At 56.1% G+C, this 25996-nt stretch carries 15 protein-coding genes; 11 read left to right on the forward strand and 4 right to left on the reverse strand.

Annotated elements, in window-relative coordinates; genetic code table 11:
* Positions 1-295: 295 nt before the first annotated feature.
* The 4 genes from NHH03_RS00035 (at position 296) to NHH03_RS00050 (ending at position 5334) form a co-directional block, all read left to right on the forward strand.
* Complete coding sequence (locus NHH03_RS00035) at positions 296-775, forward strand: HEAT repeat domain-containing protein (protein ID WP_253153538.1); 480 nt, start codon at positions 296-298, stop codon at positions 773-775.
* Positions 776-825: 50 nt separating this feature from the next.
* Complete coding sequence (locus tag NHH03_RS00040; protein ID WP_253153539.1) at positions 826-1962, forward strand: endonuclease/exonuclease/phosphatase family protein; 1137 nt, start codon at positions 826-828, stop codon at positions 1960-1962.
* A gap of 122 nt (positions 1963-2084) precedes the next feature.
* Positions 2085-3788: an Ig-like domain-containing protein gene (locus NHH03_RS00045; protein ID WP_261363988.1), complete on the forward strand. Its 1704-nt coding sequence runs from the start codon at positions 2085-2087 to the stop codon at positions 3786-3788.
* A gap of 145 nt (positions 3789-3933) precedes the next feature.
* Positions 3934-5334: a hypothetical protein gene (locus tag NHH03_RS00050; RefSeq protein WP_253153542.1), complete on the forward strand. Its 1401-nt coding sequence runs from the start codon at positions 3934-3936 to the stop codon at positions 5332-5334.
* A gap of 56 nt (positions 5335-5390) precedes the next feature.
* On the opposite strand, the gene NHH03_RS00055 is transcribed toward NHH03_RS00050, so the two are convergent.
* Positions 5391-5690, reverse strand: a complete 300-nt coding sequence (locus NHH03_RS00055; protein WP_449338817.1) for a cold-shock protein — start codon at positions 5688-5690, stop codon at positions 5391-5393.
* Between the two features lie 519 nt (positions 5691-6209).
* Here NHH03_RS00055 and NHH03_RS00060 point away from each other — a divergent pair.
* Both NHH03_RS00060 and mgtE read left to right on the forward strand, forming a co-directional pair.
* The gene (locus NHH03_RS00060) at positions 6210-9668 is read left to right on the forward strand and encodes a mechanosensitive ion channel domain-containing protein (protein WP_253153543.1); all 3459 of its coding nucleotides are present in this window, start codon (positions 6210-6212) and stop codon (positions 9666-9668) included.
* 4 nt (positions 9669-9672) lie between these two features.
* Positions 9673-11070: a magnesium transporter gene (mgtE, locus tag NHH03_RS00065; protein ID WP_253153544.1), complete on the forward strand. Its 1398-nt coding sequence runs from the start codon at positions 9673-9675 to the stop codon at positions 11068-11070.
* A gap of 67 nt (positions 11071-11137) precedes the next feature.
* Here mgtE and NHH03_RS00070 read toward each other — a convergent pair whose 3' ends face one another.
* Together NHH03_RS00070 and NHH03_RS00075 are read right to left on the reverse strand one after the other, a co-directional pair.
* Positions 11138-16378, reverse strand: a complete 5241-nt coding sequence (locus NHH03_RS00070) for a chemotaxis protein CheB (RefSeq protein ID WP_253153545.1) — start codon at positions 16376-16378, stop codon at positions 11138-11140.
* A gap of 80 nt (positions 16379-16458) precedes the next feature.
* Positions 16459-16692: a hypothetical protein gene (locus tag NHH03_RS00075; RefSeq protein ID WP_253153546.1), complete on the reverse strand. Its 234-nt coding sequence runs from the start codon at positions 16690-16692 to the stop codon at positions 16459-16461.
* A gap of 513 nt (positions 16693-17205) precedes the next feature.
* Here NHH03_RS00075 and NHH03_RS00080 point away from each other — a divergent pair.
* From NHH03_RS00080 to NHH03_RS00100, 5 genes are all read left to right on the forward strand, one after another.
* Positions 17206-17706, forward strand: a complete 501-nt coding sequence (locus tag NHH03_RS00080; protein WP_253153547.1) for a DUF2383 domain-containing protein — start codon at positions 17206-17208, stop codon at positions 17704-17706.
* Positions 17707-17775: 69 nt separating this feature from the next.
* Complete coding sequence (locus NHH03_RS00085) at positions 17776-19272, forward strand: sigma-54-dependent transcriptional regulator (RefSeq protein ID WP_253153548.1); 1497 nt, start codon at positions 17776-17778, stop codon at positions 19270-19272.
* Positions 19265-19630, forward strand: a complete 366-nt coding sequence (locus tag NHH03_RS00090; RefSeq protein ID WP_253153549.1) for an Hpt domain-containing protein — start codon at positions 19265-19267, stop codon at positions 19628-19630. The genes NHH03_RS00085 and NHH03_RS00090 overlap by 8 nt, the downstream gene beginning before the upstream one ends.
* A 308-nt stretch (positions 19631-19938) precedes the next feature.
* Positions 19939-20442 carry a hypothetical protein gene (locus NHH03_RS00095; protein WP_253153550.1) on the forward strand — a complete coding sequence of 168 codons (504 nt, stop codon included), beginning with the start codon at positions 19939-19941 and terminating at the stop codon, positions 20440-20442.
* 136 nt (positions 20443-20578) lie between these two features.
* Positions 20579-22534, forward strand: a complete 1956-nt coding sequence (locus NHH03_RS00100; protein WP_253153551.1) for a sialate O-acetylesterase — start codon at positions 20579-20581, stop codon at positions 22532-22534.
* Here the strand turns inward: NHH03_RS00100 and NHH03_RS00105 are convergent.
* Positions 22516-25923 (reverse strand): DUF7133 domain-containing protein, encoded by a 3408-nt coding sequence (locus NHH03_RS00105; RefSeq protein WP_253153552.1) that lies wholly within the window; start codon positions 25921-25923, stop codon positions 22516-22518. The genes NHH03_RS00100 and NHH03_RS00105 overlap by 19 nt on opposite strands.
* Positions 25924-25996 lie beyond the last annotated feature (73 nt).

The raw sequence follows: 25996 nt of genomic DNA on the forward strand, positions 1-25996 counted from the left end.
GCGGAGACAGGCCTGTTCGTGTCAGCTCAAAACATGAGGCGATTGTTCAACCTCACCCTGCAAACCCCCACCCTGTTGAGCCGTGAGCGAAGCTGCATGACCTCGCGGGGCGGGAGAGTGAATTGTAAAAGTGCTGGCTCCTAAACTGACGCGTCGGGTTACCAAAGAACAATGCCCAACGCATCGGATCGGCTTGCGCACATCGCGGGCTGTTCTGATTTCTATTGCGGCGGCGGCACAAATCGTCTAATCACCAAGCCTCTCTCGGTTTTTTTGACAAGGACTTTTGTAGATCATGGACGAACAGCAAAACTTGCGCAGCGGCGACGCCGGGCAGCGCGCCGAGGCAGCCGAATCGCTCAGCCAAATGGGGCCCGATGCTGGTTTTGCGGCAGTCGAATTAGTCCAGGCCTGTGGCGACGACGAAGCCGTGGCACAATTTGCTGTCGCGGCATTGGAAGATATGGGGCCACCACCGGCTGAGACACTGGCCAGCGTGGCCGAACTGATGACATCCGATCAATCTGAAGTGGCCTACTGGGCAATCACATTGGTCGGACGCTGTGGGGTCGCCGCGCGCGATCACCAGGATGCGTTGGCCAGTCTCGTCACCACATCGACCGAGATCAATGTGCGGCAGCGCGCGGTGTGGGCACTTGGAAAGATCGAAGCTAGATCCGACACCGCTTTGCAGGCACTGCGTCTGGCAGCGGCTGATTCGGACGCCCGGCTTTCACGTCTGGCCGGCGAAGCGCTCGCAGTCACGCAAACCTAAGCGATCGCTGAATCTATCGGCACGCGCGATCACAGGCATGGAGGCCTGGCATGGCACGCAAAAAGTCCCGCTCTCCCATGTTCACATGGGTTTTTGTCACACTGCTCTCGAGCAGCGGTCTGGGCGGCTACCTGAATCCCGATTGGCCGCTGATCGGTCCCATCGTTCAGCAGGTATTGGCGGTCGGCAAAGGATCCGGTAGCGCGGCAACGGGACCGGACGGGCAACCCGCGGCGGGGGCGAACGTTGGGCCGGGAGCCATCGGCGGTTTGAGCGATCGCATCACATCGCAGCTGCAATCTCGGTATGGATCAACCGATGCAAAATTGGCCTCCGCACCGCTCAACACAGCCTCGCCGGGAGCGTCGAATCGTCCCGCCGGCAGCCTGCTGATCGCCAGCTACAACATTCAAGTGCTGGGACAAAGCAAGATGTCCAAACCGGACGTTGTGAATGTCCTTGCGCACGTGATTCGACAATTTGACATCGTCGCAATTCAAGAAGTCCGCGCCAAAGATGACAATGTGATTCCGGATTTGGTTGCCGCGGTCAACGCGAACGGCGGCCAATACAACTATTTAGTCGGACCACGGTTGGGGCGGACGGTCAGTACCGAACAGTATGCATTCGTTTTTGACACCTCACGTGTCGAATACGATCCGTCGGCGGTCGGAACGATTTCGGATCCGACCGATTTGTTGCACCGCGAACCCTATGCTGCACGATTTCGCGCCCGCACAAATTCACCACAACACGCGTTTACGTTTTGGATGGTCAACACACACACCGACCCGGATGAAGTTCCCGAGGAGGTCGCCGCGCTGGCAGACGTTTTCAAGATCATGCAAACGGCGCGTGCTGATGAAGACGACGTGATTCTGTTGGGTGATTTGAACGCCAGCGAATCTCAACTCGGTCCACTCGGGCAGGTCCCAGGAATCTCCTGGGCGGTACACGGCGTGATGACCAACACGCGGCAGACCAAAGCTTATGACAACATCTTGTTTCATGCGCAATCAACGGCCGAATTCACCGGGCGTTGGGGGGTCTATGATCTGCAACGCATTCTCGGGCTTTCCGCCGACGATGCCTTGAAGGTTTCCGACCATTATCCAGTTTGGGCAGAATTCCAAATTTGGGAAGCCCCTAAAACAAATCAATTTTCAGGCCGTTTTCAAGGCAATTGATCGTTGATGCTTTGGCGACACCGCGTCGCTTCGATAGGCTCCCTGCCGGTCGTCAAATGGTATTCTGTGCGTGGGCACAAATCGCATTTGACTCTCACACTTTCTGGCGAGCGGCATCATTCATGCGCACTCCGACTCTATTCGTTTGCTTTCTTTTGCTCTGGTTCGTTGCGGGATCACTTCGATCTTGTGTAGCAGAAGCGCCAGTGCGGCTGGCGGCCAGTCATCCGGCTGACGGGGTCACAGAGGTGTCAACATCGAGTTCGCTGCACCTAAGATTCAGCGATGCGATTGACGTGGCCACATTGGCGGAGATTCATTTGACCTGCCAAACGGCGGGAAGTGAATCAGAGGTCAAGATCAGGTCTTCCACGGATCTCACTGGCGCATCGATCACGATCTCTCCCGAGCAATTTCTGGAACCCGATCAGCTCTATCGCTTGGTCGCCTCGACCGGATTGCGGGCCCGCGATGGTTCTGCTGTCGATCCGTTTCAAATCGTCTTTCGAACGACGGCGGCGACGGAGAGTACCGGTGGGGGCCTCGATTTCATCGCGGAACCGTTTGACTCGACACGGTCGATGACCACGGTCGTCGTTGGCCCCGACCGTCGCTTGTATGCGGCCAGCGCATTCGGTGAAATCCTTTGTTGGGATCTTGATGCCGAGGGTCGCCCGAGCAACCGCCGCGTGCTGTTTCATGATCCTACGACAAGTCGTCAATTCATTGATTTGGAATTTCATCCTGCGTCGACCGCTGAAAATTTGGAACTGTGGGTCAGCTATGCCGAACGACTGTCCGACCCAGCCGATCCCCGCCATCACTTCAGCGGGCAAATCGCTCGCCTGAAAATCCGCGGTGACCAGATCATCGACTACCAAGTCGTCGTAAAAGGGCTGCCCCATGGACGCGAAGTCCAGGGAGGTCACGAGACGCTTCCGCATCAACCCAACGGATTATGTTTCGTCGATGGGATGCTCTATCAATCGGTTGGATCGACCAGCAGTTCCGGGGGACCGCCGAATTGGGGAATTCCCGAGCAACCGCTGTCGGCGTGTATTCTGGAAATCGATTACCAAAAAATTGGTGGCGAGACAGTCGACGTGTATCCAGGTGGCGAACGATACGACCCCGATGCCTCCGGCGCGGTCGTGAAACGGTTTGCCACTGGAATCCGTAACGCCTTGGAAATCATTGCCCATTCCAACGGCAGACTCTACACGGCGGTGAACATCAATGACCGTGGTAAACGTAGCGACGGCGTGCCCGACGATCCGGAGTTGCCCGGCGACCAAAACGAGTTGATCAAGCAAGTCACCCCGGACCACGAAAGTTTGTACATCCTGCAGCGTGGACGGCACTATGGGTTTCCTAACCCGTCGATCGGCAATTATGTCTTGGCCGGTGGCAATCCGACCAACGGCGAAGACCCGTTCGAGATCACGGATTATCCGGTCGGTACCAAGCCCGAAGCGGGGTTTGCCCCAGAATTGATGTACCCGATCTGGCAGTGGGGCGGCACCAGCCCGAATGGCATGATCGAATATCGACCGACATTCAAACACCCGCTGAAAACGAGGATCCTGTGTTGTTTCTATTCCGCTGGTGACATTGCAGCGATCGCATTGGGAGCGGACGGATTGCCAGAGCGAATCGACAAATTACGCAGTCCGACGGGTAAATTGCAGTTGCGAGGACCGCTGGACATCACCCAGGACGAATCGACAGGCAGCCTGTATATCGCTGACTTTGGTACCCAATCGAAATTTGGTGACAACGGGTCATTGGTTTGGCTACGCCGCGTCGAATCGTTGGAGTCCCATTAGTAGTGCGCCAAAGCATAAATTTACGGTTGACCTGTGTACGATTTCGACGGACTTGGAAGCCCGTCCTGCCCAAAGATCGAACTTTGACAAAGTGGGACTCGGTTCCAACGATTCTTACCCGCCTTCCGCTCGCCCCACCGATTCAATGCCAATCACGGAAACTTCGACGACCTCTCGCGCATGGATTTTGATGGCGGTGTTGTTGATTGGGGTCCCAATCGTGCTGTGCGGAGGCCCGCTGACCTGGTGGATGGCGCGGCGTTCAAATGCGTTTTCAACCCTTCATCAACGCCGTGACGAAATCGTCGCGCGGGGATTGCCAATCGATGACCAGACGATGATGGAATATCGCTCGGCACAGATGGATCATCAGCGTTCCGAGCGTTGGATGAAGCTCTTGGATCAGCTGGAAGCAGCTGAATTTAAAACGGCTTGCCGCGAGATCCCGATCCTGGGTACCCCGGAGGACGAAGTCGCCTTTGTTCCCGGTCAACCCTATCCTTACGATCGGCAAGTCCAAGTGTTCTTGGCCGAACACTCGGACCTGCTAAAGGAACTCCATCAAATCGTCGAAGGCAGCGGCGCCATCTGGACGAAAGCCGATTTTGACTCCTTCAATACCCTACTGCCATACATCCAAGCCACGCGTACGGCGGTCCGTCTGCTGTCATTGGAATTGGAAGATGCGATCCGTCGCGACGATCACGATCAGGTCTTTGATTCGCTAGTGGCGATGATTGGGGTCGCCAGATCACTTGAGAAAGAACCGGTGTTGGTGTCCCAATTGGTCCGAATTGCGATCGTCGGGATCACAGTCCAGTACAGCAAACAAGCGATCGAACTGGACCTTCTCGACGGCGAGCAATTGTCGGCACTGTTGACACAATACCGGGCGCTGGATGACTTTGGATCCGGATACCGGATTGCGATCATCGGCGAAAGGGCGATGTCGCAGCCGATGTTCGACAACGTCCAGCGGCTGTCTGATCCACGGGCGACACATTCGATGAATCTAAATCAACGACCGCTCGATGCATTGGCGTCGTTGGATTACATGCAGCGTGCAGAATCGATTCCGACCGACGATCTGAATTCGTTCTATCACGAGATCGTTGCGTTGGACGCCGATTTCCAGGCTCAACGGGCAGAGGCCAATTGGCTGAATCAGTACGAAACGCTGATGACGGAATTGACCGCTCCGGCATTGGCCGCCTATGGCAACGCCATTGTCCGATCCACCATGTCAACGCGACTGGTCAAACTAGCGATTGGGTTGCGGCTGTATGAGAAACGCCACGGTCGCTGGCCGGATACACTGGGGCAATTATCGGCCGACCAATCGGTGGGTGATTTGGGGCCGACCGAACCGGTCGGCCACAAACCCTTTGGCTATCGAGTGACCGATGGCCGAGCAGAGCTTTGGGGCTTTCGCGCCGAAACTCCGTTTGAATCAACTCCAGAATCTCCGACCGATCTGACAGCGCTCGGCGAGTCAGAAGGCGAAAATCTGGCGGTGTGGAACTGGCTGCTGGAGCGCTCCGAATGACCGAGCACACGCAGCGAGCCTGAAACGTAAAACCCCGATCGCTCGGGCAAACGCAACTAGTTTTCGATCAGTTGAACGTTTTCGGCGCGCGGTCCTTTGGGGCCTTGCCCGACGTTGTAAGTTACTTCCTGGCCTTCACGCAGGTCGTTGAACTGAACGCCTTCCACAGCGGAGCTGTGAAAGAACAGGTCGTTGCGGGAATCCGAAGTCGAGATAAAACCGAATCCTTTGTCGGTAATACGTTTGATGGTGCCTTGTTCCATTTCTTCTATCCAAAACTCTTCAAAATAGTTGTGCCTGATAGGCTTCAGTGAAACGTTCACGGAGCCGACCCGACACGCGGGGTAGGTTGTCATCGGATGCATCAGCCGGTCAAAGTGCGGGCTGACTGCGATCGCGAGATAAGGTTGTATGTGTCAATCTAACGCTGGTGGGCGGGTCCAAGTGACCGAGCGTTGGCAGCAGAGGGTGAATCGTTACGTTCACCGGGGCGAGAAGGTGGAGAACTCAGCTCAGGTTTGGTTCTCATACAAGTCAGAACACGTCTGCGGATTAAAGCCACGCTTCTCGATCCGTTCCGACCATTTGTCATTGAATTTGCATATCGTTAACGGGACAAGCTACACGCCCCCAGCCAGTTAGCCAAGGTCACTTCAACGATCCCCCCGCGGAACCGCCAGAATTGTTTGCCAATCCAGGCAAATGATTGCCGAAAAACGCCGCAAAAATCCGCGGTGGGGCAGCCGATTCGGTATCAGCCGGGCCCAGATCCTGTTGACGCTCCGAATGCAGATCGCGTAGTTCATCGGTTGAACTTTGTTCCCCTCTCTCAACCGCCAGCTTGTCCCGTGATCACTCGCCGTTGGCTAGCATTTTTGCCTGCCATTTTGTTGTTTTCCAGCATCGCTGGTAGCCAGGAAGCCGTTTCCCAAAATGGCGTCGTCGCCGCGTCGTTTACGGATCGAGCCAGTCCGACACCGGACGAAACTCCGATCGCAATCTCCAAGCAGCTGGTCGAAAAAGAACAATCAGCGATCGCATCGGCGGGCTTGTCAGAAACCCAGCAACCCGAATGTGAAGCTAGGCTAACCAAGGCCCTTGCGCTGCTTTCGACCGCCGACGAAGAAATCGCCCGGCGCGCCAGTTTTGAAAGCCAATCCAAGGCGATCCCAGAAACGCTTGCTAAATTGCGGTCCAATCTGGCTGCGCCCGCTCAAGCCGCGGAAATCTCACTGCCGGCCGATCCAACCGTCGCTCAATTGGAGTCACAGTTGGTGCAACTGAAACAGCATGTCGAAGCCTTGGAAGTCGACTTGGCTGCCAAGAAAAAGGAATCTGACGGGCGGCCGGCGCGGTTGCAGGACATCGCCAAGGAAGTCATCGAACTACAAAAGCGGATTGCGACGAACCGCGAGCAGCTAACCCCCGTCGCACCGGTCGATGTCGAAGCACGGACCAAATGGTTTGAACAGGCAGCACGGCTCAGTCATCAGCTGCAACTACGCGAACGCCTGCAATCGGAACGCCGATATTTAGAAGCCGCTACCGAATTGTTGTCGTTGCAAACGGGCGTTGTCCAACGCGATCTGAAAGAACAGAGCAAGCAGTTGGCGGCATTTCAGTCCGCCGTTGAAGCATGGCGCAAAGATGAATCACAGCGCCAGGCGGAAGTTGCCAGGCGGACGGCTGAACAAGCGCACCCGGCGCTGCGCTCGTTGGCCGAAGGCAACACCGCGATCGCCGAAGCGCGGATTCACACCGCGTCGGGGATCCAAAAAATCGGTCGCCAAGTCAAAACGTTGACCGACCTGTCGAAAACGCTTGCCGAAGAATTCGAAGACCTGCGGCAAAAGGTCGAATACGCCGGCGCCACGTCATCAACCGGGGTGCTGCTGCGAAAAAAACGTAGCGAACTGCCAGACACCCAAGAGTTCTATCAGCGCGATGCATTCGTCAAAGAAGAAATGCCGCGTGTGCATCTGCAATTGATGGAGTGGAAAAAACTGCAACGGGAAAGCGTCGACCCAGACGAGCTGGCGCAAAAAATGATCGACGAATCAGCCGATCTGAGAAACAGATTTGAAACCGACCAGGTCAGCCGTGTGGTCGCCCGACTGTTGGAAGACCGCCGGGTGCTGTTGACCAATGCGATTCCCGATCAGGGAACCTACCTGCAAGATTTGAATGACTTGGATTTTGCCAATCAGACGCTGCAAAAAGAAGTGACGGCATTTCGTCAGTTCCTGGACCAGCGAATCCTGTGGATGCGCAGTGACGACATGCTCAATGGCGATGATTTCCAACAAGCGACGACCGGTATGGGAGTCCTGTTGGGCAAGTCGCGATGGAACGAAGTGGCGCGCGTCGCTTGTGGTGATATCGCCCGCCGCCCTGCGATCGGATTGGGCGTACTGGCATTGTTTGCGCTGATCATGCTGTTCCGCGCCAAATTGCTTTCGATTCAGCGTGACTTGGCCGAACGACCAGCCGCCGGGGAACAGGCAAGTTTCGGCCGCTACGTTTCAGCGTTTGCAATCACGTTTTTGATCGCCGGGCGCTGGCCGGTGTTGCTGCTGGCATTCGGCTATCGATTGAAAACCGCTGCCGACGCCACACCCTGGACTCAATCCGTGGGCGATGCCTGTTTGACCACCGTGGTGTTGGTCTGGAGCTGCGAATTTTTACGCGAGATTGCCCGGGTCGGCGGGATCGCCGAAACCCTGTTCCAATGGCCCGAAGCGGCGACGCGCTCGCTGCGACGAACGTTGCGAGCTACGTTTTTGTTTGGGACGCCCCTAATCGCCTTGCTGCAACTCGCGCACTTTGGTGAATTGGCCGAAACCGTCAGCTTGCATCGCCTGCTGTTCATCCTGTCGGTGTCGCTGTTTGTGTTCCAAATCGGCGTGTTGTTGATGCCAAACGGCAGTCTAATGAACTCCATCGCGGCCCGTTCGCCCAACGCCTTTCTGTTTCGCGCCCGCCGATTGATCTGGTGCGGTGCGGTGGCGGCACCCGGTGGATTTGCCGTGCTATCGATTCTGGGTTACCACTATTCGGCCTACCAGCTTTCCGGGCGACTGGCTGAAACCGGAGCTGCGATTGTTGGTGTCGTCCTGATGTATGCGCTTGCCCTGTGTTGGTTGGAAGCGACCAGCCACAACCAGGCGATTCGCCAGCAGCAAGCCGCTGAAGAACAGGCAGCCTTGGAAAATGATCCGATCGAAGTCGATTCGCCGCTTTCGATGTCCAACGTGGTCGTGCAATCAGAACCGACCGAGCCGCTGCCGCCGTATCAATCCGCCGGGCACGAGTTTCGACACCTGTTGCGCTATGCGACGCTGGCGATGATGATTTGCGGCGGTTGGATCATTTGGGCCGACGTGCTGCCGGCGCTTCACATTTTGGATCGTGTCCAACTGTGGCAGAACATTGAAACCGTCGCCGAAGCCGTGACATCCACCAATGGCACCGAAAGCGTGCAAATGGTCGACCACAACGTGCCGACAACTCTGATGGATTTGTTAAAAGCCATCATGATTTGTATGGGGACAATCATGATCGGCCGCCGCTTGCCGGGGCTATTGGATTTAACCGTGATGGAACGATTGCCTGTCGATCAGGGCGGTCGTCAAGCACTGGCCATTTTAATCCGCTACGCCGCCACCTTGGCCGGCTTGTTGCTGGCTTGCCACATCATTCGATTGTCCTGGAGCAGTGTGCAATGGTTGGCCGCAGCGATGACGGTCGGTCTAGGTTTTGGGCTTCAGGAGATCTTTGCCAACCTGGTCAGCGGGATCATCATCTTGTTTGAGCGCCCGATCCGAATGGGTGACCTGGTGACCGTCGGCGACATCACCGGCAACATCACCAAGATGCAGATTCGCGCCACGACGATCACCGATTTTGACCGCCGCGAATTGATCGTCCCCAACAAAAAATTCATCACCGACAATGTGATCAACTGGACGCTTAGCGATCCGATCAGCCGTGTCGTGCTGCCGGTCGGTGTCGCCTATGGCACCGATATCAAGCAAGTCGAAACCATTTTGATGCGGATCGCACGGGAATGCTCCTATGTGATGCGTGAACCAGGTCCGGGCACGCTTTTTAAAGGCTTTGGTGACAGCACTCTGGACGTCGAGTTGCGTGTCTTTATCCCCACACGGGAAATGTATGTTAATGTCGTCAATTTCCTGAACAACGCCATTGCCAGAGAGTTTAAGAAGGCGGAGATTGAGATCGCATTCCCGCAGCGTGATTTGCATATCAAATCGCTGGAATCGCTGGAAGCATTGATGCCCGATCGCAATGCCGCGTCCACCAAGGTTGCCTGAAACAATGGATGACAATCAGCCAGCAACGCTGGCGCCCGCCGAAACGCCAGACACAGAACAACCTTGGCGAACAATGCTGGATCTAGCGACCAGCGGTGATGCCGATGCGCTCGATGACTATGTCTCGCAGCTGTCGACAGCCGACCAGGCATTGGCACTAAGCCACCTGGACGACCAGGAAACGCACCAAGTCCTGGAGACACTGCACGCCAACGATGCGGCGGAGTTGCTAAGCCATTTGCCGGAGGTCCAGGCGGCTCAGCTGATCGGATCGCTCGAAGCGGCCTCGGCGGCGGCGATCATCCAAGAGTTGCCCAGCGACGAACAAGCCGACGTGCTGGGCGATTTGAATGAAAGCCAATTGCAGGCGATTCTGAATGAATTGCCGGCCGAGGAAGCTGCCGCGGCGCGCGAACTAGCCGCCTACAACGACGACGTCGCCGGCGGATTGATGATCTGCGAATTGCTGCGGTTCAGTGATCGCATGTCAGTCGCTCAGGTCATCGAACAACTGAGTCACGATCACCAACGCCACGACGATATGGACATTCGTTATGGCTACGTTTGTGATGATGCCGGGCGACTGGTCGGTGTGCTGCGAATGCACAACCTGTTGTTCGCACGGCGATCGGCATCGATCTCCGATGTGATGATTCATCATCCCGTTTCGGTCGCCGATTCCGCTCCACTGGACGAACTGGTCGAATTGTTCGAATCACATGCCTATTTGGGCGTCCCCGTCGTTGACAGCGAAGGGGTTCTGCAAGGCGTGGTGCGGCGTGAGGCGGTTGATTACGAATCCGTTCGTGCGGCCGAAAGCGACTATTTGAAAAGCCAGGGGATTGTCGGCGGGGAAGAACTGCGGACGATGCCGTTGTGGCTGCGTTCCAGACGTCGATTGAGCTGGTTGAGTGTCAACATCGTCTTGAACATCGGCGCAGCGGCTGTGATCGCGACGTTTCAAGACACGCTGCAATCGGTGATCGCGCTCGCTGTTTTCTTGCCAATCATCAGCGACATGAGTGGCTGTAGTGGCAACCAAGCCGTTGCGGTCAGTATGCGGGAACTTTCATTAGGGCTGATTCGGCCCAGTGAGTTCTTTCGTGTCTGGAGCAAAGAAATCGCTGTCGGGCTGATCAACGGATCCATCCTGGGGCTACTGGTGGGGATCGTGGCCCTTGTCTTTAGCGGAAACGTGTATCTGGGACTGGTGGTCGGTGGTGCATTGACGATCAACACAATGGTCGCCGTTTCCATCGGCGGTTTGATTCCTTTGTGTCTAAAGAAGATGGGCGTCGACCCAGCCGTCGCGAGCGGTCCACTGTTGACCACGGTCACCGACATGTGCGGCTTTTTCTTGGTGCTGGGATTTGCAACCATGATGCTGACACTATTGGTCTAGCCGAACAGCGACGACGGTGCCGGTACTACACGAACATGGCATCGTGGCGGATGAATCGGGTTGGCATTCAGTGCGAATCCGACTCGGTTTCCGCCAGTTCCTCGATCAGTGACAACAGCTTTCGTTTGTTGATCGGCTTGGTTAGAAATTCGTTGCAACCGGCTTTTAGACACTGATTGCGGTCGGCATCCATGGCGCCGGCGGTCAGCGCGATGATCGGCAGGGTGTAGCCGGCAAGACGAATTTCGCGAGTGGCATCAACACCGGACATCACCGGCATCTGCATGTCCATCAACACCATCGAAACGGTCTGATCATCGGTGACGAGATCGACGGCTTGTTGTCCGTTTTCGACCATTGTTAAATCTTGCACGACCGGACTGAGAATCCGTGACAACAAGAAACGGATTGCCGGTGTGTCCTCGGCAACCAAAATATGAATCGGCAGCTTTTCGTGTTGTTCGGCTTCGACGGTGGAATCGTTTCCGGTGGCGTGGGCGCGCTGCTCGGAAAAAACGGCGTAGACGGCGTCACGTGGATGGGGAACCGGCAAACGGATTGAGAATGTCGTGCCTTTGCCGACGGCGCTCTCGACCTCTAACTCGCCACCAAGTCGATTGGTTAAACGTTGCGCGATGGTCAATCCCAATCCGGTTCCCGCCGCGTTGGCTTTCGGATTCTGAAGCCGCGTGAAGGCATCAAAGACATCCTGAAGCCCTTCATCTGCGATGCCCACACCGGTGTCGACAACGTCGATCTGAATCATGGATTCATCCGTCTCATGACGACAACAGGCCCGTAACGTGACACTTCCTCGCGGTGTGAATTTGAACGCATTGCTAAGCAAGTTGACGATGATTTGTCGCAATCGAACCGGGTCGGTATGAAAACGAACAGGAAATTCGCCCTGTAAATCCAACTCAAACGCCAGCCCGGTGTCTTGGGCCCGTGGCATCATCAACCGGTGCAAGTCGCGTAGCACTTTGGCGACGTTGATGTAGCGGAATTCCAATTCGATTTTTTCGGCTTCGATACGTGACAGATCCAGAATGTCGTCCAAGATGGCCATCAACGCATGCCCCTGTTCGACCATCACACGGCTGAGCTGTTTATTTTCTTCCAGACGAACGGACTCTTGCAACTGTTCGCTGCAACCTAAGATCGCCGTCATGGGTGTACGAATCTCGTGACTCATCTGCGCCAAAAACGCAGACTTGGCACGGTTGGCGGCTTCGGCCGCATCACGCATTGATTCGAGCTCCAGTTCATAGGTCTTGCGTCCTGAAATGTCGCGTGCAATGGTGGAATAGTGAGTGACAACGTCATTGCCGTCAGTGTGTGCCATCACCACTTGGCTGATCGGGAGCGGCGTTTCTGCTTTCGTCAACAATTCCGATTCGAACTGGTAGGCCTGGCCGGAGGCGGCCGTTGGCAACGCCAAATCGCGAAGCACCCGATAGGTTTCAGGGGAATGCAACTCGGATATGTGCTTTCCCTGTAACTGCTTGGGCGAATCATAGTCCAGCATTCGAGCCGCCCCGTGATTGAGATACAGAATTTGGCCGTCGGCGTTGATCGTACCGACAAAATCCGTGGTCAGATCTGCGATCGATGCCAACTGGGCGACACGGCTGGACAGTTGATCGTATTCGGTCATGTCACGGTTGATTTCCATGACCACTTGTCGCCCGACGGCATTGAGTTGAATCAACTGATGGCGGGATGCGATGTCCAGCGGTTGATTTTGACGCGTGTAGTGCACCACGCGACCTTCCCAGTCTCCCTTTTCCAACATCGCCGCAGTGATTTCATCGCGCGGCACCGAATGCTCGGTTCGCAGCACATCATGAATCACCTTCCCCATCACTTCGCTGCGGCTAAATCCGTACAGCAGTTCTGCACCGCGATTCCAGAACGAGATGCCGCCGCCTAATTCCCATGCGATGATGGCATCGTGCGACAGATCCAGCATTTCAGCCTGTTGCCGAATCAGGTCGTTGCTGAGATGTAAATCAGTGACATCGGTAAAGAAGACTGTCAAACGATCTTCGTGGGGAAAACAGTAGCATTGGTACCAACGATTCGTTCCGGCATAGTGTTCTTCAAAACGAATGGTCTTTCCCGTCCGCATCGATTCGTGGAATTGGGCATCAAAAGCAGTGCCCTGGGCGTCGGGAAAAACGTCCCAGATCTGTTTGCCCAACAGATCGTCACGATTGATGCCCATCATTTCACACATCCCGTCGTTGACAAACGTGTATCGCCACTGTTTGTCCAAGACGATGATCGCTTCGGTGACGCTCTCCATCACCTGCCGAAGCTCACGTTCGCTTGCAGCGACCCGACGATTGGCGGAAGCAATCTCGCTGACATCGTGGGCAATGATTGAAACGGCCACGACTTGGTCGTTTTCATCGTGTTGCAATGACGCGCGCCAATGCACTCGCAACGCTTCCTGCCGATCCGTCTCTCGCAGCGTCCAGTTCGTGATTTCCTCGTGCTCGGCTTTTAATTCCGCTGCAAAAAAATCCTCAAACGGGCGTTCGCTAATCTTGTCTTTCAGTACGTCAACGATGTGTCGGCCGGTGGCTTCGGAACGTTTCAAACCGACCATCTTTTCCGCACCAATATTCCAAGTTTCAATGATCCCGTTGCCGTCGGTGGAAACGATGAAGTCGCTGGAATGGTCGATCAATTTTCGCAATCGCTGCCGTTTGGCATTCTCGCGTTTGATCGACGTGATATCGACCAAGGTGACAATCAGTTGCGGCAATTCCGAATCGGGCGTGGCGATGGTCGAATATGGCAAGACCCGTATTAGGAACCTCGAATCGTCTTTGCCGGTGACTTCGTATTCGATTGATTGCCGCGTTGCTTGTACCTGGTGCAAACCACCGACAAAATCTGCGTCGCCAAATTGCCCACTGAACGTGGTGATTTTGCGGCCGATGTCTTCCTGCACCAGTGCAAAGACGGTGGTCATGTTTTCCGTGAATCGGCGGATTCGCAGGTCCGCGTCCAAAAACATCACACCGACTTCGGTACCGATCAACAGCTGGTTCAAATCGTCGGTGACCTCGATCAGTTCACCGATCTTGCGTTGGTGGTCCGTGTTGACGGTGAACAGTTCCTCGTTGACGCTGTGAAGTTCCTCGTTGGTGCTTTGCAGTTCTTCGTTGCTAAGCGTCAATTCTTCGTTGGTGGATTGCAACTCTTGATTGGCGGCTTCCAATTCTTCGATAGTGGATTGTAGATTCTGACGTGTGATCTGCAGTTCTTCCTCCACGATGTGGAGTCGATCCGGCGAGCGGTCTGCTGCACTGGTTTCCGCGCCCGCCGGCGAACCGGCCGCTAGGTCCGCATGGGTCGCCGATGCAGTGCCGGTGGGATGAATTGCCGGTTGAATCCGCAGAAACACCCAGTCCGGGGCCGCTGTGACCGATTCAGCGGTCACGACGACATCACACAGGCCAGCATCGATCGGGCCACTCTCAATGGGGCCACTCTCGATTGGGCCATCCTGGATCGGGCCGAGTGTTCCACCGGCGGTCGTCGACGCATCCGTATTGGCCAACCGCTGTAACGCCCGACTGATTGCCGGACGCAGTGATTCAAGCACCAGACCCGTGATCTGACGCGACACTCGGCCGGCTGGAATTCTCAGGTACGACTCCGCGCCGCCATAACAATGAACCACTTCTTGTTTGCCATTGATCAGAATGCCGGTCGGCATGAACTGGTCCAGTAGCGGGCCTTTGGTTTCAATCGGTGCTGTGGGTTCAGAAGGCGTCTGTTGTCCGCTGCCGGGAATCGTGAGCGGGCTGCGCAACGTTTCCGAAATCGCCAAAGCTCTGGCCGTCGATGATTGCTGTCGTTTTTTGTAGACGCGCCAATTGGTATCGATGACCTCAAATTCGCTGCCCAATTCGCCTGGCGTTTCGCTGGTTCCCAGGACCAACAAAGCGTTTTTTCGCATGCTGAAATGGAACAATGAAATCAAGCGTTTCTGCACGAACGGTTGCAGATAGATCAATAGATTTCGGCAGCACACCATGTCCAATCGCAAGAACGGAGTGTCTGTGACCACGTTGTGGACCGCGAACACCAGCATTTGCCGCAATTCATGAATTGCCTGGAATCCACCGGGGGTCCGTTCGAAATAGCGTTTGGTTCGAACGTCATCAATGCCGGACATCGCCGCGGCCGAATAGATCCCCGCGCTAGCGGTTTGAATGGCACGCCGATTCAGATCGGTTGCGAACAGTTTGACGTTCGGCGTGCGGCCAAGTTCGTCAAAAATCTCATGAAGCACGATGGCAATCGAATACGCTTCTTCGCCGCTGGCACAGCCGGGGATCCAAGCCCGAAATTGACGATCCGACGGCAGATCCTGGATCAATTCACGCAGGTATTCTTTCCCAAGTAAATCGAACACGGTGGAGTCGCGAAAAAACGCTGTGACCCCGATCAGCAAATCGTCATACAAACGTTTGCGTTCGGTCGGGTCTTGCCGCAATAGAGCCGCATAGTGGTCGTAGTCGTCCAGACGCTTGAAACCCATCCGCCGCTGAATGCGCCGCTCGATGGTGGTTTGTTTGTATTGCGAGAAATCAATCGAAAAGTGTTCATCCAATTGCTGCAGGATGGAATCCAAACTGCCACTGTGATGCCCAGTGTTCCGATCCGCTGGATCGCTGGTTGAGAGATTGGTGGTGATGAATTGGTCGATCGCAGACGGAATTGCGTCGGGGCTGAGTTCCAGATCAGACGCCCCAGAAGCGATCAGACTTTCGGGCATGCCTTTGAAACTGGCGGTTTCAGGCAGCTGCGCGATCACCAACCCTTGACTGTCGGCAATCTTTTGAGCGCCCAATGTTCCATCGGACCCGGTGCCTGACACGATCACCGCGATGGCATAGCGGCCCACTTCTTGGGCCAATGAGCGAAAGAATTCATCGATCGGTAACGAGACACCCCGGGGGTCTTTGTCGCTAACGAGAAAGCGTCCCTCGTGAACGATCAACCGCTTGCCCGCTGGAGCGACATAGACGTTTCCGCCACGAACTTGCGTCCCGTCCTGGATCGCTTGAATCGGGATGTCAGTCCAACGCTGCAAAATCTGTGTCAGTTGGCTTTTGAAATCCACTGACAGGTGTTGAACGACGACATAGGCACAGTCGTCGTGGCGAGACAAATTTCGGAACAGGCCTTCGAGTGACTCCACCCCTCCCGCCGAAGCGCCGATGCCGACAACAAAGGTCCCTCCGCTGTACTGGCCGGGTTGTGATGAATCGTGATTGGTCAGCATGAAGGCGGGCAGGCAGCGGGACAGGAGATAAACGGGAGCTCCGAAAAAGCTCCTTCGACGGCCCGCAGTTTACCTGCCGACTATCTCAGCAACCACGTGACCACAACCAGCAATAGAATGGCCAGTGCAAGTAGTACAGGGTAGCTGAACGCCACGATCACGAAGGGGCTGCTGGGAACTTCCTTTGCCAAGTGCGGTTCTTCATTGACCGCTTGGTCGTGCAGTTTTTCTTGTAGGGGGCGACTGTCCGCAGGGTGTTCGTCGACCGTGGAATTGCGAAACGGCTTACCGCCGTTGGCGGGCTCAGGTTCCACGTCAGGTTTCGTATGACTGGTGTTCACGATATTTCTCCAAGTGTGTGGCCGCGCCCCGCGCTCTATACGCAACGCTTCTGACGGACCCCGTTTTCGATCAAGTGATCATTCAGCAACTTCGTCGCATCCCGTGTGCCAATTGACTCGGCTTGATCTCAGACTCTGTGCGTTTTCTGCGTCGGGCGATTGGCAATTCAGAGCAACCGGAACCTTGATTGCGATGTGATTCGTGCGGCAGGCACGCCAACCAAGCGCTGCTCGCTGGAATGATTGCTGCGGCTGGTGTGTTTTTAGCCAGCCTGGTCGCCCAGCGGCCAGCAGATCAGAGCGGCGGCAACCACCAGCCGGTGTGGTGATCATTGGCACGCCAAGTGCACCCGCGGCTTGAGTTGAATTTTTCGTTCTCTCTTGCCCCCCTGATCCATGCGGAAGCTATCGTCAACTCGTTGCCTGTCATTCTCCCGCACGGGGTCCCCGAGTCCCGACGCGCGGAACTCGGCGGAGGACCAGTCTGTGAACATCCAGCCGGAGCCCCACCAACCGGAGCTTTGTCAATTGGTTCACCTCAACCGCGACAGTCGTGATTTTTATCAGTGGGCGCGACACCGGGTCAGTGACCCCGTGTTGGCCGACGCATTTGAACAAATCAGCGTCCAGCGCAGCGGGCAAGCGGCCGAGCTTCAGCGTCTTGTCGGGACCACGATAAACGTCGCTTCGCCATCAACCGAATTGAATCAACTGAGATTGATGTGGCAACGTTGCAAGTCCGCAGTCGTCAGTGGTCGCAAAAGCGAGTTAATCAACTCGGTGGTGGATGCCGAGTCAGGAACTCGCCGGGCGTATGAATCGGCTGCGGGCAACGTCAGTGACGCAGCCATCACCGCGATCCTGCGTCGCCACATCACCAATATCCGAACCGCGGCACAGCACCTCGCCTACATGCGCGTGCGGCAGTGCGGAACACCCGATCACTCGACAAGTCAGCCGATTGGCACCGTCGACCACCTGCGATAACCTTGGAACCTGCACGTTTGATCCCCCTCACTAGCCTGTCGCACAACATCAAGTCGCCCTGAAAAGCTCATGCCTACCGTATTAGTCATTGATGACGATCCGTCCATCTTCTTGCTTGTCCGCAAAGCGCTCGACGGCGTGGCCGACATTGAGACGGCGGCGACAGCCGAGGAGGGATTGAACCTCGCGTCGAAGCGGCATTTTGATGCCGTGCTGTTGGACATCGTCCTGCCCGATCGTCATGGGATGGCGGTTTTTTGCGAAATTCATGAACTTGATCGCAGATTGCCGGTGATTTTCATGACGGTCGAAGCGGCCAGTAAAACGGCGATCGAAGCGATGCAGTTGGGCGCGTTCGATTACTTGGCCAAGCCGTTGGCGGTCAAGCACCTCCGCACCCTCGTCTCCCGAGCGATTCAGCAACGCGAACTGGCATCGGTACCGGTTGCCATTGTTGCCGACGAAGATCTGGCCAAAGACTCCGGGGAACTGTTCATCGGTCGCAGCACGCCGATGTTGGAGGTTTTCAAGGCAATCGGTCGTGTCAGCAAGCAAGACGTTCCCGTATTGATCCGCGGTGAAAGCGGAACCGGCAAAGAGTTGGTCGCTCGGGCGCTGTATCAATATAGCCACCGCAGCGAAGGCCCGTTTTTGGCGGTCAACTGTGCCGCCCTGCCGGACAACCTGCTCGAAAGTGAGTTGTTTGGCCATGAAAAGGGCGCCTTCACTGGCGCCGATTCGCGCCGCATCGGAAAGTTCGAACAGTGCAACAACGGGACGCTGTTTCTGGACGAGATCGGTGACATGGCGCCGATCGTGCAAGCCAAGGTGTTGCGTGTGCTGCAAGACCAGCGGTTCGAACGGATCGGTGGCAACAATGAATTGAAGACCGACGTGCGGATTGTTGCCGCGACGAACCGTCCGTTGGAAAAAATGGTTGCCGATGGCGATTTTCGCGAAGACCTGCTGTATCGGTTGAACGCGGTGACGATTGAATTGCCGCCGCTGCGTGATCGGCCAAACGACATTCCGATGTTGATTCAGCATTTTTTAAGTCAGGCCAAAAGCGAGTTCAGCAAACCGGATCTGGAAGGCGTCTCGCCCGAAGCCGTCTCGTTGCTCAAGCGGCATTCCTGGCCGGGCAATGTCCGCCAATTGCGCGCGGTCGTCCGCCGTTGTGTTTTGGACACGGTGCTGCCGGTGCTGGTACCCGACCTGTTGCCTGAATCCATCCGCGCAGACCAAATGCCTGAATTGGTCGAAGATTCCGACGCCGACGTGCGTACGTTGCCGACCGATGATCCGCAACCGATTGCCAATCTTTCCGAACCCAACGGTCGCGGATTGCCCGACATCGTGGACCGACTGTTTCAAGAACGTTCGACTGACATGTATGCCGAAACAATCGCCTATGCGGAACGCTATTTGCTACTGCGTGTATTGCGTGAGACCGATGGGAATCAGAGCAAGGCTGCCGAGATTTTGGGTATCACGCGAGGCAAGTTGCGAGATCGGATTGCAACCTATGACATACGCCTAGAAAGTGGAGTGCGAATTGGTGAATAGAACATCCAACATCAAGCAACGTTTTGCTGCCGCAATTGAGCGACTTGACGGTGACGTCGACCTGTTGTGCGAGATGGCTGCGATCACCGCTCCGGATTGTCCGGCAGTGCTGGAACAAATCGAATCCAGTCTCGGCCAGGGGGAGTGTGAATCTGCCGCCGCACCCTTGCACAAGCTCAAAGGCATGCTCAGCACGTTCGACGCCGACGGGGTGGCACTGGAAATCCAAGAGATGCTCGAGCACGCGCGGCGCGGCCATCTGCAGGAACTCCGTCAATCGTTCGACCAGCACCAGCACGAAATCGTCCAGTTGATCGACGAAATTCGCGGGTTAGCCGGTGCCAGCCAACAGAGTTAGGGGGCGTCATCACTAGGTTTTTAGGAGCTCGCCGTACTCGATCAGACAACATCCCTGATTTTTCGATCTGACTTATCGCCAGGGGCACGCGGGGAATCAACCCGTCTTCATCACGATCAGCTTGACTGATCGACTGCCAGCGGCCCACCTTCTTTCCTCGCCTACCCAACCGGCACGATCGTTTGGTTCCCGACATTTTGGGGGGCAAAGAGCCTCCGCAAACTTGTCACGCTTTCGCTTGGTTCTAAGATGTGCGTCTCTCACGATTTGATCGTGAATTCCAGTGTTCCTCGACCCAGGCATTAAAGATGAAGACGAAGTTTCGGTTTTTCGGATTGGTTGTGGCTACTAGCGTCGCATTTGGATCGCTGGCCGGGTGCGGTGAAAAGGCGACCGAATCAGTCGACTCCGCCGTCCACGATGCTGGCGAAGCCGCTTCCGCTGCTGCCGCAAGCACCACGGAAGCCGCCAAAGAGGCTGCCGCAAATGCCGGCGATGCATTGAACAAACTTGGCGAAGACGCCAAAGCATTCATGAGTCCGTTGAAGGACGAATTTGCGGCGCTCAAAGGAATGGTTGACGAACCAGAAAAGCTGAAACAATCTGCGGACGATTTGATCCAAAAGATCGAAACCAACCTCAGCAAGTTGAAGCTTCCCGAATCCGTCACCAATACCCTGAACGCCGCCAAAGAAAAATTGATCGAATTGCGTGACTACATCAGCGACGAAGCTGAAAAGGCCCAGATCGAAGAGAAAGTTCAGGCAGTGACCGACACCGTCAAAGACGGATTGGGCATGAAGAAAGACTGAATCAAAAGCGATAGCGCATCGGCAACGCAAGCAAGCAGCTCGGCGGGGCGGGTGGTTAGAATCATGGATTCCAGGATGGGGCTGCGTGCAGACCCATCCTCTGTCCAGGTCGATTTTTCCACCCCATGGAATCCCAATGAAAACGATTCGACGGTCGATTGCGACCGCATGCTTCTTGGTAATCGCCGCCACGGCGGTGACATCTGCCGCCGCAGACACCCTGCCGTTTTTGCATCCGTTGTTCACCGATCACATGGTGTTGCAACGTGACATCAAAGCTCCGGTCTGGGGTTGGTCCAAACCGGGTCAGACTGTCACGGTTTCAATCGCCGGCCAACAGGCCAGCGCAACCGCTGGCGATGACGGTCGCTGGATGGCAACCGTTGGTCCACTCACTGCCGGTGGTCCACACACCTTGCAAGTCACCGGCACCGAAACGGTCTCGGTGAACGATGTGTTGGTGGGCGACGTTTGGATTTGTTCCGGTCAATCCAATATGGAGTGGCCCGTACAGGCCGCGAACAACGCGCGACAGGAAATTGCAGAAGCGAATTATCCGCAGATTCGATTGTTCACCGTCCCCAAACGCGTCTCCCCGTCACCGCAGCAGACAGTCGACGGCCAATGGCAGCGGTGCACTCCGCAAACGGTCGGCGGGTTCAGTGCCGTGGGTTACTTTTTTGGACGTGAACTGGATCAACAACTGGATGTCCCTATCGGACTGGTCCACACGTCCTGGGGTGGCACGATCGCGGAAGCCTGGACGAGCGCCGAAGCATTGATGACGATGGACGACTTTCGTCCTGCCGTCACCTCACTGCAGAATGTGATTGCTGCTCAGAGTTCGGGCAAACTGGATTTCAACCAGTTGATGCAGAAATGGTGGAACGAGAACGATCCGGGTTCGAAACAGGCATGGAATGCCGCCGATGTGGATGCAAGTGATTGGAAATCAATGAACGTCCCGGGCCTCTGGGAATCGCAGGGCCTCAGTGATTTTGATGGGATCGTCTGGTTCCAAACAGCGGTGGACGTATCTCAGGAAGACGCCGGAAAAGCGGCGGTCTTGCACCTGGGCGGCATCGACGACCGTGACACAACCTGGGTCAACGGTCAAATGGTGGGCGCGATGAATGATTGGAACGCCCAGCGTAATTACTCGATCGACAGCGGCATTTTACAGGCCGGTCGCAATGTGATCACGATTCGTGTGTTAGACACCGGCGGCGGTGGAGGCATGCATGGCCAGCCCCAGCAGTTGTCACTTGAAATCAAAGGTGGAAAAACGTTGCCGCTGGCCGGACAGTGGAGTTACAAGGTCAGCACGGCGCTAAAAGACACGACCACCGCACCGCAACCGTTGCAGAACAATCCGAACGTTGTGACGGTCTTGTACAACGGCATGCTGGCGCCGCTGGTTCCCTACGGCATTCGCGGGGCAATCTGGTACCAAGGCGAATCGAATGCGGGACGCTCAATGCAGTACCGCACCTTGCTGCCGACAATGATCGCCGATTGGCGTGCTCGATTTGGCCAAGGGGAGTTTCCGTTTTTGGTGGTCCAGCTGGCCAATTTCATGGCGCCGCAACAGCAGCCCGTCGAATCGGGCTGGGCGGAATTGCGCGAGGCCCAGTGGTTGACCGCACGCAACGACCAGAACGTCGGTTTGGCGCTGGCGATCGACATCGGCCAAGCCGACGATATCCACCCCCGCAACAAACAAGAAGTGGGACGTCGGTTGGCACTGTCGGCACTCGAAATCGCGTATCACCAAGACGTCGTGTCGGGTGGCCCCCGGTTTGTCTCCGCCGAATTCAAAGACGGCAAAGCCTATCTGAAATTCGATCGCATTGGCGCCGGCTTAGTAGCCCAAGGGGACAAACTAAATGGGTTTGCGATCGCAGCAGACGATAAGAAGTTTGTCTGGGGGGATGCCGAAATCCAAGCGGATACGGTCGTCGTTTCTGCGGCGACAATCAAATCGCCGACGGCCGTTCGCTATGGCTGGGCAAACAATCCGGATTGCAATCTCTACAACCAATCCGGGCTGCCCGCGTCTCCGTTCCGCACCGACTATGGCGACAGCGACTGAAGGTAATCGAGCAACGATGCCACCTCATGGACGCTGAATTCGTTCAGTAGTCCAGAGGGCATCACCGATGTCGGCAGCACCTTTCGAAGTTCAATGTCGTCAGACAGGATGGTGAATTCTTTGCCCGTTTGGTCTCGCAACGTCACACGGTCACTTTGCTCGCTGGTGACAAATCCTGTGAGCACGGTTCCGTCGACGGTTAAGATCGAGTTGGTCGCAAATCCCTGCGCGATCGTCTTGCTCGGTTGGATCACCGCAGCGGCTAATTCAGGCCGCTTGTAGGTTTTTGCGATGTTGCCCAAGAACGGCCCTTTTTGAACTTCATCCTTGCTGATCGTGTGGCAGGCCGCACAGTTTGCTTTGGCAAATACTCTCTGCCCGATCGTCACGTCACCCGTTGCCGCTGCGACGCTATCGGTTGCCTGTTCAACGGACATCGACTGAATCTGGGGGGAATCGTCCACCGCAGGTGCTTGGATTTTCAATTGTCTTGCAGCACGTGTCGCCGCTTCAGCCACTTTGCCATCGGAATTTTGGCACGCTGTCCAAATCCGGTCGTCTAGGAAGTGATTGTCCAGTGTGACCGCTGCGAGCATCAATCGCATCCGGCGATTTGGATTGTCCCAGCCGCGATCAATCGCGCTCGCAGCGGATTCGCGTGTTTCCGGGCTGGCATTGGATCTTGCGGCAATGGCCAACAGTGCTGCGTCGGACCACAATCCCGGCCCCGCCGATGGCGATTGACTTGATGTTTCGGCCGACGTCTCCGCAAACAAATGGACAAATTTTTCCAGCTGCTGCGAATCAACGAATGCCTGCCGGGCCAGTTTCTGGGTGTCGATGGCATTGGACACAGCGTGCAACTTCGTCAAACCGATCAACATTGATTCGGCTGCACCGCTGTCGTCGACTTTGGTCAAGGCAACGATTGCGTTGGCAAGGACAGCTGGATCCAGCCCCTCTTTTTGCACGGCCTGCTGTAGCAACGCGATGGCGCGCGGCGGGACGCGTTTCATGGATGCCAGGCGAGCGACGGCGGGCCCCAACCATTGGTCATCACTGTCCGCTAACCGCAGCATGCGGTCCAGCACATCATCGGATTCAATTCGGTTTTGCTGCATCAACTGAATCAGATCCGCTTCCTCGTTCGGACCGGCCGCCTGCAATGCTTGTTGCAGCGTCTGCTGAATCTTCGCTGTTTCACTCCACGATTCCGGTTGATAATACGGACCACGTGTATCCGGGCGGGTGCCCCAGGAATCGCCTTTCCATTGACCTTCCTGGAAATGCAATCGGCACAACGCCGCCAACAGTCCACGCCGCTGCGAGGGATTCGCCGTGGGCAATCGCTGGATCAATCCATCAACCACACGCCGGTCGTGCATCATTGCCAACGCCCGCAGGATTGGTTTGGCGGGCGCGGTGTTGTTGTCCAGAGCAACAAAGCACGGATCGATCGCCGCGCGCTGTGCGAGACATCGTATCGCCGTGTGCACGACCACAGGATCGCCGCTATCCAACGCGGCAATGCACTCCGCGTCGGTCGCCGTGGTTTGCAACTGGTCCAACAGATTGCGTTGATCGCTGCGAGAATCAATGCTCTGCTGGAGCAATTGTCGCCACGCCGATTCACCACGGTGCATCAGTTCTCGCTGCGCTGCGATCCGTCGACGGTAGCTGGGGGATCCCATCAAATCAACGAGTTGATCGTCACTGGCGCTGGCAAAATCAGGCAGCGGTGCTGGCCGGAATTCGCTGGGTTGAACACAAACGATGTAACCGACGTCGGGGCCGTTCCAGTCAAAGGTTGCCCCCCGCCAACTGGCACAATAGACACGGCTATTGCCGTCCACATCGGCGTCGGTAGGGCGGGTCATTTTGATGAATGATTGCGGAGGCGCCGTTTCTTGGAACGTCGATCCGATCGGCGAGACGGTGTGTCGATACAACGAACCGGTTCCCCAGTCGGCGGTGAAGGGGGCATCGTTCCAGACACCAAATCCTGGTTCGTCGATAAACACTGCACCACAACCTGATCCTCCGCCATAGTCAGCTAGTGGCTGAATACATTCATCGTTGAAGTTCTTGTACAGACGCGGATAGCCGTGATCGTCCATGCCTGTTAGATGGTGCAGCCGTACGTCCCAGCCACCGCCGTCGTTGGTGTTGTCGCGGGCAAACAGATCCATTTCGGGGCTGATGGCGACCTCCAAAATGTTTCGTGTGCCCGTCGAATACAGCTGTAAATCACTGCCATCGGGCCGGACTCGAATCACCCCGCCGCCACGATGGGTCAGCTTGCGTCCGTCGGTACCTTCCGCGTCGATGAAACCAAAATCACCGCCGGCAATGTACAACCAGCCGTCCGCGCCCAAACTGACACCGTTGGTGGTGTGATCGGCCGGACGTTTGTCGAAACCGAACGCCAAGTTCTTGACCAGCGTTTGTTGCCGATCGGCGACACCATCACCGTCTTCGTCGATGAAAACACTCAGGTTGGGCGGGTGCATCAAATACAACCGGTCACGGTCCCAAACCAATCCCCGTGGTGAATCGACTTCGCAAAACACTTTGGTTTCATCGGCGTGTCCGTCATGGTCTGTGTCACGCAATCGAATCACACGTCCCCGTCCCGGGGCGCGGCCGAGTGATCCGTTTCCGTCGGAGCTGACGTACAGCGTTCCATCCACGCTGGCAGCGACAAAGACCGGGTAGTTAACCGCTGGGGGCGCAGCAAAAACGGTCGCTTTAAAACCGTCCGGCACTCTCACGTCCTTCAAGATCTGAGCTTCTTGATCGGTCGACAGCGGTTCGATCCGAGGAACGGTGTTTCCTTGGTTCGCATAGGGATCCAACTGCAGCGCCACGAAAGCCGATCCGGCGCGGGATTCCGCCGGCCACAGCGTGCCGATCGAATCACCGCCCAGTTTCAGTTCACGGATACTGCACCAGCCGCCTTGGGAGGCCAATCCGGTGATCCGGATGTAGCGGAATTCGCCTGGATCCGGCAGCGGCTGAGATTCAGGCAGCGGTCGATCGGTCTGGCTGTTGTCCAACAACATCGACCATGCCTGGCCATCGAGTGAACCTTCGACGATGTATTTCATCCATTGGTCGGTGAACTCCCAAACCAGTTGAATCTTGTTGACACGCGTCGGGTTCTCAAATTCCAGTTGCAGTGACTGCGGGTAATCACCGCCATCAGCGCACCAACGTGTGTCAAGATTTCCATCGATCGCGTGATAGGCGGCGTGTCCCGCCTGAGTGCTGGACGCTGTCAGTTTGACCAGCGTGGCATCGTCCGGTTGTTCCCCCAGGTCCTGTGCCACGCAGCTAGCAGTCAACCACGGAACACACAGACCAACGATCAAAAAGAAAAACGGTTTCACGAGGACAACAATCGAAAAAGAAAACGAGACCGGAAGGAGAGGTCGGAGGGCTCAGACCGAGGACAACGTTGCA

The sequence above is a fragment of the Stieleria tagensis genome, from assembly GCF_024129865.1.
GTDB lineage: Bacteria > Planctomycetota > Planctomycetia > Pirellulales > Pirellulaceae > Stieleria > Stieleria tagensis.

Coding starts and splice junctions, on each gene's coding strand:
- NHH03_RS00050 (WP_253153542.1), top strand. CDS start 3,934: ATGCCAATCACGGAAACTTCGACGACCTCTCGCGCATGGATTTTGATG.
- NHH03_RS00040 (WP_253153539.1), top strand. CDS start 826: ATGGCACGCAAAAAGTCCCGCTCTCCCATGTTCACATGGGTTTTTGTC.
- NHH03_RS00070 (WP_253153545.1), bottom strand. CDS start 16,378: ATGCTGACCAATCACGATTCATCACAACCCGGCCAGTACAGCGGAGGG.
- NHH03_RS00055 (WP_449338817.1), bottom strand. CDS start 5,690: ATGACAACCTACCCCGCGTGTCGGGTCGGCTCCGTGAACGTTTCACTG.
- NHH03_RS00035 (WP_253153538.1), top strand. CDS start 296: ATGGACGAACAGCAAAACTTGCGCAGCGGCGACGCCGGGCAGCGCGCC.
- mgtE (WP_253153544.1), top strand. CDS start 9,673: ATGGATGACAATCAGCCAGCAACGCTGGCGCCCGCCGAAACGCCAGAC.
- NHH03_RS00045 (WP_261363988.1), top strand. CDS start 2,085: ATGCGCACTCCGACTCTATTCGTTTGCTTTCTTTTGCTCTGGTTCGTT.
- NHH03_RS00095 (WP_253153550.1), top strand. CDS start 19,939: ATGAAGACGAAGTTTCGGTTTTTCGGATTGGTTGTGGCTACTAGCGTC.
- NHH03_RS00100 (WP_253153551.1), top strand. CDS start 20,579: ATGAAAACGATTCGACGGTCGATTGCGACCGCATGCTTCTTGGTAATC.
- NHH03_RS00085 (WP_253153548.1), top strand. CDS start 17,776: ATGCCTACCGTATTAGTCATTGATGACGATCCGTCCATCTTCTTGCTT.